Genomic DNA, 12,544 nt, shown 5'->3' on the forward strand with positions numbered 1-12,544 from the left:
TCTGCTTTCAGGAGCACACTCTTGCCCTGAAAGGCAAAAATGGCAAATAGCCACTGACCCAAGTGACCGCTTGGGCTTTTGTCTGCTTCTCCAGTCTGGCGCAGAGCTTTCTTCCGCTAAGGAAGACAAGTGCGCCCGCGGTTAACCACCCGCCTGGGCAAAAACCCTCTTGCCCAGGCGGGCAGCTTCCTTCTTGATGCTTGGCTCAGTCTCGACCAGGTGGGTGCCTGTCCCGCTCGGCGGCGCGGCGGCCCCGATAGCGACGACCATCCTCGTGCAGGTCGGCTTTATCCAGCCGGTAGCCAGCGGCACGCAGCGCCTCCAGCACCAGATACTGCTTGGTGACCCGCCGGTCGGCAGCAACCCGAATGGCACCATACCAGTAATCTGCCAAGCACAGGACATCAGCGCCGCCAATAACCTTCCCAACTCACCTGAGGTAAATCGTGTTGGCGAGCGTCGTCGCTTCCCGCTGCCGGGTGTGGCACGGACAACCGGCCCCTTGTGCGTGACCGATTTTTGCTTAAGGTGCGCTGCCATGAGCACACCACTGTCCTTTTCGGTCATCGTCCCGGCCTACAACGCGGCCGATACCATCACTCAGACACTGTCCAGCATCGGCACCGCCATTGCCTACGCACAGGCGAAGGCCATACCGATCACATGCGAAGTCATTGTGGTGGATGACTGTTCCACCGACCGCACCATAGAGGTGACGCGCGCCCAGGACAGACCAGAACTTTCTGTCCGCATTCTACAACATTCGGAAAATCGGGGGGCGGGTTGCGCCCGCAACACTGGAGCAGCCCAGGCGAGTGGCGAGTTCCTATGCTTTCTCGATGCTGACGACCTCTATTTGCCCTCGCATCTGGCCGTGTGTGCCAAAGCGTTCCTCCAGCGTCCGGATATCGATTTCGTCTGTACCCGTTTCACGACGAGCCGACCGATTGACCCGAGTTGGATTCCGGCGATTTCCGCCGCCGCCGTTGGTCCTTTCGCGATCCGCCGGAGCGCCCATGCCCGCCTTGGCGGCTTTCCCCCGTTTCGCAATTTTGAAGATGTCGTCTACCGTCGGCTGGCAGACCGGGTGCTGACCGGTTGGTATGTCGGCAATGAGACCGCTGTCTACGTGTGGCGGTCGGGCAACTCGTTCGACCGCCAGCTGACCAAGTTCTCCCAAACCTGTTCCGCCACCGCACTGACCGAAGCCGATCAAGCGCCCGAGCCAGTGCTGCGGTATTTCGAACAGTGGCTTACCGCCCTGACGGTCAACGGCCCAAATACCCTTTTGACCAATTGACCGCTTGCGCACCGTTCCCCGACGTAGCTGGAGCTGTGTCGGGGCGTGCGGCAGGGTCTGTATCAGAACCGGCGGCCCTGCTCGATTGAACAGGAACGCCCTGTGACAAGCGCCAGCATCACCACTGCACAGCAACCTCCCACTGCCCAGGCAGCCATCAGGTCAACCACCCCTTTGCCCAGATGTCCGCTTGGGCTTCTACCCTGAGGATCATCCTTGGCGTTGCCGCCCATCCCGCTCAGCAGCACGGCGGCCGCGGTAGCGGCGACCGTCCTCATGCAAATCGGCTTCATCCAGCCGATAGCCGGCGGCACGCAGCGCCTCCAACACCAGATACTGCTTGGTGACCCGCCGGTCAGCGGCAACCGCTGCCAGCTGCCGGTTCAGGTAGCGCGGTACGGTGACCTTAAACTCTTCGGTCGGTTCACGTGGCGGTGCAACCGGGACCGGAGACGGTATGACAGGGGAGGGCGGGGCTACGGCATGACTGCCAACCAGCGGCCGCAAGGAGGGCAGACCGGAAGAGACGGCGAATTGGTCGGTGCCGGCCAAGAGACGCTGATCATCGACGCTGTCGGTGAGGGCGGCCAGAGCCGACAGGTCCGGCCGGCTGTTCGGGGTGGCCTCGGCGCGCGACGGGATCAAATCCTCATCATCGAATGCCGAGGGCAGGGGCGGGCGTTCGCGGCGCGGCTTGCTCATACGTGAGCCTCCGTGCGGACGGCGGCGTCGAGACTGGCCAAGCGGTCGAGCAGTTCGGCCTTGACCGCCTGGATGTTGGCGGCCGCAGCACTGTCCGGCGCCGACACCCGGGGCGGAACGCCGGTCAGCAGCATCTCCTTGTAGGCTGTGCGCTCCATCACGCTGGTTGAAAAGGTGGGCATCCGGGTTTCGCCGTCGGCGCGAATTTGCTTAGCCACCCGGCTTTCGAAACCTGACGGCACGCGCGTCCACAGCAGCGCCCGCCCGATTTGGCGGCTGCCGATGTCGCCGGTTTCGTCGATCTGATGGTTGGTGCGCAATGCATCGCGCAAGTCGGGCGCCGACTGCTGGCAGGGTACGATGACGAAGGCCGACTTGCCGATGCCGAGAATGGTCAAGCGCGACGCGACGCCAGGCAGATCCAGGATCAGAAAGTCGCAGTTGCTGCGGGCGTTGCGGATCTCTTCGATCACTGTCTCCTCGCCGACGTTGGGAACGACGGAGAAGCCTGGCACAGCGGCCCGCCGGCCGAACGCGGCGGCGTGCTGGTTGGGGTCGCAGTCGAGGATGCAGGTGCGCAAACCGTCGAGCGCCAAGTCGGTGGCAAGCGCGCAAGCTGTCGTGGTCTTGGCGCAACCGCCTTTGTTGCTGGCGAGGGCGATGGTGATCACAGCAAGGCAGCTCCGGGAGCAAGGGATAGGAGAAGGCTGCATTACTACTACGCTCAAGCCAGGCAAGCAGGCAAGAGGGCACTTACCGATCCTCACTTTCGGGTATTTGACCAAAAGCCCAAAAGGGTATTTGCGCGAGGTGACCTTGGCTCGCTGCTGCTATCACCAGCGGTCCTCGCGGAAAGCGCCATCCTAAGCGACCTTAGGGCATTTCATCACCGGATGGTCAAAGCCTCCCCTTCACTGCCCAGCAGCACTTCTGGTCTTTTGGGTACCCGGTCTCTTGGGCTTTTGCCCGCTTGCCCTTGTGACTGATCACGCCCGGTGCTAAGCGGCGAACGTGTGTCGCTTGACGCTGCCTGCCAACTGGTGAATTAGAAGGAGCTTCGGCCACCGTGCGTCCGGCAAGACTTGCAAGCCGGCGAGAGCTGGGGCCTTGAGGGAAGGATGGAAGCGTATGTCTGACAAGGTCGCATTGATCACCGGCGCGACGGGCCAAGACGGTGCCCTGCTCGCGGAATTGCTGCTTGCCAAAGGCTACCGAGTGCACGGTCTCAAGCGCCGTTCCTCTTCCTTCAACACCGCACGCGTCGATCATCTCTACCGCGACCTGCATGAGCCGGATGTCCGTTTCGTCCTGCACCATGGCGACCTCACCGACGCCACCAACCTGATCCGCGTGGTCGAAGAGGTCCAGCCGACCGAGATTTACAATCTCGCCGCCCAAAGCCACGTCCAGGTCAGTTTCGAGACGCCGGAATACACCGCCAATGCCGATGGCATCGGCACGCTGCGCCTGCTGGAAGCCATCCGCATCCTCAAGCTGAGCGAGCGGGTGCGCTTTTATCAGGCCTCGACCTCGGAGCTCTATGGCAAGGTGCAGGAGACGCCACAGCGCGAGACCACCCCCTTTTACCCACGCAGCCCCTACGCCGCGGCCAAGCTTTATGCATACTGGATCACGGTGAATTACCGCGAAGCCTACGGCCTGCACGCCTCCAATGGCATCCTGTTCAACCATGAAGGCCCGACCCGCGGCGAGACCTTTGTCACCCGCAAGATCACCCGCGCGGTCGCTGCCATTGAGCTTGGGCGGCAAGACAAGCTCTATCTTGGCAATCTCGATGCCAAGCGCGACTGGGGGCATGCCCGCGACTTCGTCGAGGGCATGTGGCGCATTCTGCAACAACCCACGCCAGACGATTATGTGCTGGCAACCGGCGAGACCCACAGCATCCGCGAGTTCGTTGAGCTGGCCTTTGCTCATATTGGCCGCCGCATCGCCTGGACAGGCAGTGGCGTGGATGAGAAGGGCGTTGATGAGGCGACCGGTCAGACGTTGATCGAGGTCGATCCGCGCTATTTCCGCCCGACTGAGGTGGATCTGCTGTTGGGGGATCCCAGCAAAGCGCGCGAGGCGTTGGGCTGGGTGCACCGCACCAGCTTTCCTGAGCTGGTGCGCGAGATGGTCGAGTCCGATTTGAAGGCTCTCAAGCTGGAGGCACCGCGCTATGGCAACCAAGGCTGAGCTTCCCTTCGCCCTGCAAGGCCGCCGCGTCTGGGTGGCTGGGCACCGCGGGATGGTCGGCTCCGCCGTTGTGCGCCGCTTGGCCAGCGAGGGGTGCACTGTCTTGACCGCAGGACGTGAGACGGTCGACCTGCGCCGTCAGAGCGAGGTCGAAAGCTGGATGGCTGCCGAGAAGCCTGATGTCGTTGTGGTCGCCGCCGCCAGGGTCGGCGGCATCCTGGCCAATGCCACCCGACCGGCCGAATTCCTCTATGACAACTTGGCGATCGAGACGAACATCATCCACGCCGCCTATCGTCGCGACGTGGCCAAACTCCTGTTCCTTGGCTCGTCCTGCATCTATCCGCGCCTGGCTGACCAGCCGATCAGCGAGGATGCGCTGCTGACCGGTGCACTGGAGCCGACCAACGAGTGGTACGCGATCGCCAAGATCGCCGGCATCAAGCTGTGCCAAGCCTATCGCCAGCAATATGGCTGCGACTTTATCAGCGCGATGCCCACCAACCTCTATGGTCCCGGCGACAATTTCGACCTTGCCTCCAGCCATGTCCTTCCCGCACTGATGGCCAAGATCGACCGCGCCACGCGCGAGGGCTCCGATGAGGTGGTGCTGTGGGGCACCGGCACGCCACGGCGCGAGTTCCTGCATGTCGACGATCTGGCCGACGCCTGCGTCTTCCTGCTCCAAACTTATTCTGGCGATGTGCCGCTCAATGTCGGCACCGGAACCGACGTCACCATTCGCGAGTTGGCCGAATTGATTGCCGAGGTGGTTGGCTACCGCGGCCGCTTCGTCCAGGACACCAGCAAGCCCGATGGCACCCCCCGCAAGTTGCTCAATGTCGAGCGGCTGGCCCAACTGGGCTGGACGGCCCGCCTTGATTTGCAGGATGGCATCGAGAGCACCTATGCGTGGTACCGAGCAAACGGTCCTCATGCAACGGTGACCGCAAACTGAAATGAGGATGCCGATGGATGCCCCGTCACTCCCGGTGCGTCGGGAAGCTCGGTTTGACTCGCTGTTCGAAGCCGGACGGTTCGTGGGGGCATTGGCCGAGCGCGAGTCGATCATTCACGACGCCCATGTCATTCGCCTGTATCCCGCGCTTTACGCCCTCAACAATGTGGTGGCCATCCCCCAGGACTGGGGTTTTTTGACCCAGGACAACCGGATGATCGTCGATGGAACGGCAATCAATCCCTTTCTCATCAGGAAAGGGCGGTTCCCTTGGATTCGCCCACTTGGAGACGAGCGGTGTCTGGTCTCAGTCAAAGCCGCCCCTGTCGTTGACGAACCAATCCTGTTTGTCGGTGGAGACTTCTGGGGAAACTATTATCACTGGCTTCTTGACTTTTTTCCTCGCTTGGTCGCCTTCCAGCATCTGAGGGAAAGCTTCACGAAGTGGGGGGTCAAACGCATCGCCTTGTTGCGCGATATTCCCGCATTCGCCCATGACATGCTTCACCTGCTCGGCTACCAGAACGAGGATATTCTCTGGATCGATGCTAATCGGGCTTGGCCCTTCCGATCGGCTTATGTGTTCTCAAATTTTTCGCAATATGGATTCCTACACCAGCGAGGAGCCAGCATTCTTCAGGACATCTTGCAGGCTCCGGCTCCTGTTCTTGGAAGCAGACGACTGTATGTCTCCCGGCAGGACGCCACAAGAAGACGCCTCCACAACGAGAATGAGGTGTTCTCAACCTTGGAGCGGAATGGCTTTGAGCTGATCGTGCCTGGGAAGCTATCCTTCCAGGAGCAACGGCAGATTTTTTCCGAAGCTGAAATCATTGTCGGACCGCACGGAGCCGGTCTGGTCAATATGATCTTCGCCGGACGTGGGGCAACCGTCATCGAACTTCGCTCCAATGCGGGTGGTCTGCAACATTTCGCGCAACTGGCTCAGGCCTTGGGGCAACGCTATGTTGCCATTGCAGCATCAAAAGAAAACACAGACATTCCTGGTAACCATAATTCTGACTTTTACTTAGATCCTGCGCAGGTTGAGAGTGTGACGTTTCAGTCTATGGCGGCAGAAAGCCGACCAAAATAATGGATGGTACTCAGCTTTTACCCATTGGTTCACGGACTGTTATATGGCTGTGCTGGAGCAGCGCACTGGCCTGACAAATCTCCGGCACGTCATTCACCAGCCTCCCTGTGGAAAAGAGTGAATAGCATGTCGGAATAACTATATTTTTATTAAAGAGATTTCTCATTCCACGATGCCCTATGAAACGGTGAGTCTTCGATGAGCTATAAAGCAGTTGACCTCGGCGGAGATGTCCGCAAGGTCGGACTTGTCTGGCAGATCAGCAGCTATTCAGGCTGGGGGCTGCTTGGCTTTCATGTTGCCCGGCGAATGCTGGCAGCGGGCGATCTGGAGCCGATGCCTTTTTATGGCTTGGGATCACTCGACCGCAAAACCACAGACCCGATACTGCTGAAGCGGCTAGAGGCCAATGCCAATGCCATCATCACTGCCATGGCCACTCGACCCAACCCGACCAGTCCAGTGAGAGGTACGTTCCCAATGCTTCACGGGTTGGGCAATGGGTTGATCCAGCCGGCGGGAGCATTCACGCTAAGCGGTGATCCGGATGTGGCCATCGTCTTTCTAGAGGATAGCAAACTCGACCGTGAAGCGGTCGAGCGCGGCCGCCGCTTCGCCACCATTGCCGCTGGGGCAAGTTGGACCGCCGAAGTGCTGCGCAATGCCGGCCTCACCCAAGTGACGGTCTGCCCGCAGGGCATCGACCCTACAATCTTTCACGCCGGACCGCCGCGGGCCCACGCTCGTGACCGCTTCATCATCTATTCCGGCGGTAAGCTGGAGTTCCGTAAAGGACAAGACATTACAGTTGCCGCCTTCCGCCGCTTCCACCAGCGCCACCCCGATGCGCTGCTGGTCGCCGGCTGGTTCAGTCCCTGGCCAGCCCTGGCGCGCACCATGGCGCGCTCACCCCACCTTGAGCACGCGCCGCGGCTTGATGACAAAGGCCAGGTCGATGTCGCCGGCTGGCTGCGCGACAGCGGCCTGCCGGAGGGATCGTTCCAGATTGCGCCACCGATGCCCAACGCAGCGATGGGCCAGTTGCTACGCCATGCCGACGTCGCGCTGTTTCCCAACCGCTGCGAGGGCGGTACCAATCTGGTCGCGATGGAGGCGATGGCCTGCGGCGTGCCGACCATCCTGTCGGACAACACCGGGCACCAAGATTTGATTGCCGACCTCTCCTGTTACCCCCTGCACCGCCAGGGCAGGGTGGAGGAGGGGCCGGACGGATTGGGCACTGACGGTTGGGGCGAGTCTGATCCCGATGAGATCGTCGAAGCGCTGGAACGCATTTACACTGACCGAACGGCTGCCGCGACAGTTGGTGCCAAAGCCGCCCGTCGCATGCTGGAGACTTGGACTTGGGATACCCGCATTGACCGGATGCTGTCTGAACTGGGTTTACGGTCCTGCTGACAAGATGCGGCATCGCCACTGAGATTTGGCCAGTTTCAACGTCTTCAGATCAGGCACGGGCCCAGAAATTCATCCCCCTCCGCCGAGCACCGACTTTTGACCGGGTTGAAAGGTTGAGCAACAGAAGATACTCCTATGGCACTCCCTATGACCATCGAACGCGGCGACAGTTCAGCGATGAGGAGAAACTGGGCTGGTCGAAAAGACGTCTCAAGCCCGGCATCAAAGCGCCTGAGGCTGCCCATCGCCAGAGCATGGACGTCAGTCGGCTATACTGCTGGCACCGCCAGCACTTCGGTCCGTATCTGCCCTGCACCGGAAATGCGGATGGATTGGAATTCACCTCAATTTTCGAGGAACCTACCCTCACACAAGCCGAGCAGTTAACAGATTACATTTCACGAGCCATGCCACCGTTCGGGTGGCCCGCTCACGGAACTCGGAACTCGAAAGTGCAATCAGCTCGTCCAGACTGCGCTCATGTCCGTGAGCGTGAAGCAGAAGGCGTCTCATCTCCTGGGGCAAAAGCAGCGTGGCGGCGCTGAAATTATTCATATTCGCTCCGAGGATGTCCCGAAGCGCCACTTCCGGATCGGGGTGCCCGCAACGCAGACGCAGGTTCAAGTCCAGTTGCCGGGTGGCAAAGTCCTGAAAGATCGTAAAGGGATCGGCTCGCAAAGGGACGGGGTCGACTTCGGGTCGCGGAGAAGCGATCTCTGTGGCACTCACGCGCAAGTGGGCCAATTCACCCCACAATGCTTCATAAGCGGCCATCACAACCGACCAGTCGAACATGGCACGAGCTCGCCGGCGTCCGGCATCGCCCATGCGGCGACGTTGATCGGGATCTTCGATAAGGCGCAGGAGCGCGTCCCCGGCCGCCACGCTGTCCACCGCTGTCGCTTGGCTGACTGCCCCCATGCTGCGGTCGCTGCTGTCCACCCCCATCAGTGCACGGTAGGCCAACTCCCGACCGCTCCCCGGTGGAGAAAGGAGGGTTGGGACGCGAAATCCAACCTCACCGTCGCTGATTGTATCCCGGTATCCATCCCAATCCGATACAATGACCGGCAAGCCGGCGGCCATTGCTTCAATCGGAGTGAGACCGAATGTTTCTTGAATATTGTCGGACAGCGACATGAAGATGTCCGCACAAAACCAAGGTGCTTGGGAATTTGCAGGGTCAGCGCCATTCAAGATAATGGTGTTGACGGACGGGCAATAACGATGAACGCCATCGCGAAATTCTCGCTCAATTTCGGCATTGCTGGCCGAACCAGTCAGAAGGAGATGGAGTTTACGCCGGGTCCGTTCCTGAGCCCATTCGCAGGCTTGGAACATAGCAAGAGGGTGGGCTTTGGCGTGGAAAGACAAGCGTCCATAGAACAAGACCACAATGTCATCGGGACCGATGCCATAGAGCCGACGTAGCCCCTCCCCCAGAGCCAAGTTCTCCGGTGTCTCAGCGAAGCGGTCGCAATCAACGCCCAAGGGGATCACCGGCATCCGCACCGGGGAGTGGGCGAGACCACCGAACCGCGTCTGCAAATAATCACCCCAGTTTTCGAGAACCATACTGATGGCGGCCCGGGCCGGATGGGACGTGACCACCAAAGCGTCCCAGGGCTGGAGCGGTGCAATCATATAATCGCCGAACGCGTCCATGACACGCACTGTAGAAATGGTGTGGGTGACCCCACAAAGGCTGTAGGCACGTTGATCAAGAAATCGGCGCTGCCATGCATAGCTGCCGAGTGTCGGCTCCGGCAGGAACAGGCAGCCCGGTTGGGTGAGGCCCGCTAAGTCGGGAGTGGAAATCCACCTCACCGGCCGTGGGCGGCCCGCCGCCTGCTCCACCGCCTTCGCAAACTCGAGAGCGTGCTGCCGGCTCGGCGTGTAGCAATGCAAAGGCATTGCCTCGTGATAGCGCGCAAGCGCCCTGAGGAAGCCAGCTCCCGCAGAATGCCGGCCCTTAAGGTCTGGCCGGTTCGTCGAGAAGGCGTCCGAGTGATAGTGGATAGCGGCGGTCGAGGGCATGGCAGCCTCGCTTTACACTAAGCGTTGCGTGGAGCGGAGTGACCGTGTGGTAAACTTACCTCAAGGCCGCAGTTCTGGAACACGCTCGAACAGTCGGGCGTCCAATTCCTCTTTACGCTCCAGCAGAGAGCTGTACCAGGATAGCCGCTTGCGGAAATGCTGGGCCAGCAGACGGTGGTCGCGCACGTAGCGGTAAGCCCGTTCGGCGATGCCGGCGCGTGTCCAGGGGGCGGTGATCAAGCCTTCGAGCCGCAGGCGGAATTCTTCCGGTGTTCGGAAAAGAACACCCGTTACACCGTCTTTAACTGATTCCCCGTAGACAATCGGACTGGCGAGCACAACGACGCTGTGAGCCGCGCATTCAATGAATTTCAGATCGGATTTACAGCGGTTGAACAGAGTGTCGTTAAGGGGCAACAGCGCGATATCACACCGTTGTAAGATCCGAATATAGTCCTCATAGCTGCAAGTCGGCGTAAAGCTCTTGTCTCCGGTGGCGAGGGCATCAAAGAAAGCTCGGTCATGCACGACCTGGACGTCAATCCGGCCGCGGTGCGTGGCCAGAAGTTGGTTCAGCAGGTCTATCATTGGATGCCAGTCGCCGCCTCGGTTGAAGGCGCCAAAGAACAGCGTTACCCGACCGTCTGCACGCACAGCGCGTGGCGGAGGAAGGGCAGCGATTTGATTGGGAAAAATGGCGATTTCTGGGTTGTATTGTCGCAGCTCCTCCGCCAGATCTTCGGTTGACGTCTGGACCGCATGCACAGCGCGGAAAGTGAGATGCCGGAACTCGGTCATGGCTGGCCAGTGATTCGGATGGTCGTCGAATTCAGCAACCAGGAGATAGCCCTGCTGCATGACCATTTTCAGATTGGGCAGGTCATTCGGACCGCAGATGCGCCTCTGCAGAACATTGACCCGCCCTTCACCCGGCAGCCGGTCCGTCTTGTAAATGTGATTGATCCCAGATTGGATCCGCACCCCTGGCACAGCCGACAGGAAGGCATGCGGAAGATCGATGCGGGTATCATTGCAGCCTCCAGACGGTCGCAGCGTGTTGGCGCTGATCAGGAGACGCCGCAATTCCCCTTGCCGTACGGCTTGGACGATCACGTGTGAAAAGTCGCCTGTACCTTTGGCTTCATCGGGACACACCGTAAAGACCTGAACCACGACCAGTCCGATCTCCGCCAAAGCTGCGTGGATCGCTGCCCTCGGAGAAGCGCTTGGACCACCGGCTTGTAGGCGTTCCAGTGCCACGCGAGGAAGCGCGAACAACACCGGCGCACCTGGGTGCAGATAGGGCAGGAGCATTCCAACCATCGCGAAGGGCGACGGCAGAGCCAGTACGGCCTCATGAAGCAGGACGGAATCGAACTGCGGACGCGCCGGGCCGAGCAGGACGGACAAGTCATCTGGCCCACGTTCATCCGACAGCGGAAGAATGGCAAAGCGGATTGCCGGGTTGCGCAACCGCGCCAGCGAGGCCACAGATGCGCCCGGCCGGCAGACCTCGAACACGACTCCGCTGTCCGGCGGCACGAGCATCGCTAGCCGGATGGCGACCAGATCAGGGGCGAGCGTAGCGGCCGGTAGAGTGCTCATGCCCGCCCCCGGACCATGGAATGGATCAGAGCCATCTGCTGCTTCAAACAGTGGGCGAGATCATACTTGCGCAGGACGGTGCGCCGCCCGGTACGGGCAATCTCGGCGAAAGCACTGCGATCCTCAAGGACAGACACGACCTGCTTCGCCACCGCATCGGGAGAGAAGAAGTCGACCAGCAGGCCGTTCTGGCCGTGGCTGATGACCTCCTCAACGGGTTTGGTCCGCGACCCGATGACGAGGGCACCGAGCGACATGGCTTCCAGCATGGACCAGGACAAGACAAAGGGATAGGTCAGGTAGACGTGCGCCGAGGATACCTGCAGCATCCGCGTGAAGCGGTCGTAGGGGAGATAACCCAAGAAAAAAACTCGCGACCGATCCACCGGAACCTCTGCCAGCATCTTCTCTCGCCAGTTCGCGGCATCCTTGGGTCCACTGCCATAGCTGATGCCGTCGCCGCCAACGATAAGGATTTTGGCGTTGGGACGCTCCTCGCAAATGCGCGGGATTGCGCGCACCATGGTGGTGAAGCCGCGATAGGGCTCCAGATTGCGCGCAACATAGGTCACCACCTCGTCCTGACGGGTCACAACGGTTCCATCAGGCAGGTCGAAGGTGGCATCGGGATCGGGCTGGAGCGCATTGGTGTCCACGCCCTCATGGATGACTGTAATCTTTGGATGATAGATCTTGGGATGGACGCTGCGCTGCCATTGGGTCGGCGACAGGCCGCGGTCGCAGGATTCCAGCGACAAAAGCAAATGCGTGCTGCGGATCCGCGTTCGCAGAATAGCATCCATGTCAGGTGGCTGGGACGGATCGAAATCGATGTCCTGCCCGCGGGCCTGATAATAGAACTCACAATGGTTCAGCAGCGGTGTTTCCGGGAAAACATCCTTGGCGAACAGTGCCTCACCCCATCCTGGGTGGGTGATGATGATGTCAGGGATGAAGTTTTCCCGGCGCAGCTGCAGAAGGATCCGGGCGACCGCCTGCCCATGCAGAACGGCGTCTTCCGTTCGGTACAGGTATTGATGGATCGTCTTGCTCGGTTCGCGGGCCAGCTCATAATTGATGCGCTTGACGCGGGGGATGTCCCGGTCCTTCCTTTTAGTGATGAAGATCACCTGATTGTCGGCACTCTGAGCAAGCTTGGTGGCCAAGTGCTTGTACTGCCCTGGCATGTTCTGGTGGATGAAGACGATTTTCATGGCAAACCAGGCAG

At 60.4% G+C, this 12,544-nt stretch carries 10 protein-coding genes; 5 read left to right on the top strand and 5 right to left on the bottom strand.

Features of this window, described 5'->3' with window-relative positions:
* Positions 1–223: 223 nt before the first annotated feature.
* The gene (locus M5E06_RS31515) at positions 224–1,300 is read left to right on the top strand and encodes a glycosyltransferase family 2 protein (RefSeq protein WP_252141617.1); all 1,077 of its coding nucleotides are present in this window, start codon (positions 224–226) and stop codon (positions 1,298–1,300) included.
* A 210-nt stretch (positions 1,301–1,510) separates the two neighbouring features.
* On the opposite strand, the gene M5E06_RS31520 is transcribed toward M5E06_RS31515, so the two are convergent.
* Together M5E06_RS31520 and M5E06_RS31525 are read right to left on the bottom strand one after the other, a co-directional pair.
* Positions 1,511–2,002, bottom strand: coding sequence for a hypothetical protein (locus M5E06_RS31520; RefSeq protein ID WP_252141618.1), 492 nt, complete (start codon positions 2,000–2,002; stop codon positions 1,511–1,513).
* The gene (locus M5E06_RS31525; RefSeq protein ID WP_252141619.1) at positions 1,999–2,673 is read right to left on the bottom strand and encodes an AAA family ATPase; all 675 of its coding nucleotides are present in this window, start codon (positions 2,671–2,673) and stop codon (positions 1,999–2,001) included. The genes M5E06_RS31520 and M5E06_RS31525 overlap by 4 nt, the downstream gene beginning before the upstream one ends.
* A gap of 457 nt (positions 2,674–3,130) precedes the next feature.
* Here M5E06_RS31525 and gmd point away from each other — a divergent pair, with 457 nt between their 5' ends.
* The 4 genes from gmd to M5E06_RS31545 all read left to right on the top strand — a co-directional run bounded on the left by gmd (position 3,131) and on the right by M5E06_RS31545 (position 7,674).
* Positions 3,131–4,201, top strand: coding sequence for a GDP-mannose 4,6-dehydratase (gene gmd / locus M5E06_RS31530; RefSeq protein WP_252141620.1), 1,071 nt, complete (start codon positions 3,131–3,133; stop codon positions 4,199–4,201).
* A complete protein-coding gene (gene fcl / locus M5E06_RS31535) occupies positions 4,185–5,159 on the top strand; it encodes a GDP-L-fucose synthase (RefSeq protein ID WP_286209076.1) in 975 nt (324 codons plus the stop codon). The genes gmd and fcl overlap by 17 nt, the downstream gene beginning before the upstream one ends.
* A 7-nt stretch (positions 5,160–5,166) precedes the next feature.
* Positions 5,167–6,255, top strand: a complete 1,089-nt coding sequence (locus M5E06_RS31540; RefSeq protein WP_252141621.1) for a glycosyltransferase family 61 protein — start codon at positions 5,167–5,169, stop codon at positions 6,253–6,255.
* 198 nt (positions 6,256–6,453) lie between these two features.
* Complete coding sequence (locus M5E06_RS31545; protein WP_252141622.1) at positions 6,454–7,674, top strand: glycosyltransferase family 4 protein; 1,221 nt, start codon at positions 6,454–6,456, stop codon at positions 7,672–7,674.
* 366 nt (positions 7,675–8,040) lie between these two features.
* Here M5E06_RS31545 and M5E06_RS31550 read toward each other — a convergent pair whose 3' ends face one another.
* The 3 genes from M5E06_RS31550 to M5E06_RS31560 are packed head-to-tail and all read right to left on the bottom strand — an operon-like array spanning position 8,041 to position 12,530.
* Positions 8,041–9,711 carry a glycosyltransferase family 4 protein gene (locus M5E06_RS31550; RefSeq protein ID WP_252141623.1) on the bottom strand — a complete coding sequence of 557 codons (1,671 nt, stop codon included), beginning with the start codon at positions 9,709–9,711 and terminating at the stop codon, positions 8,041–8,043.
* Between the two features lie 60 nt (positions 9,712–9,771).
* A complete protein-coding gene (locus M5E06_RS31555) occupies positions 9,772–11,316 on the bottom strand; it encodes a glycosyltransferase family protein (RefSeq protein ID WP_252141624.1) in 1,545 nt (514 codons plus the stop codon).
* Entirely contained in the window at positions 11,313–12,530 is a 1,218-nt protein-coding gene (locus M5E06_RS31560) for a glycosyltransferase family 4 protein (protein WP_252141625.1), read from the bottom strand. The genes M5E06_RS31555 and M5E06_RS31560 overlap by 4 nt, the downstream gene beginning before the upstream one ends.
* Positions 12,531–12,544: the final 14 nt, after the last annotated feature.

The organism is Azospirillum sp. A1-3 (assembly GCF_023806445.1).
Classification (GTDB): Bacteria; Pseudomonadota; Alphaproteobacteria; order Azospirillales; family Azospirillaceae; genus Azospirillum.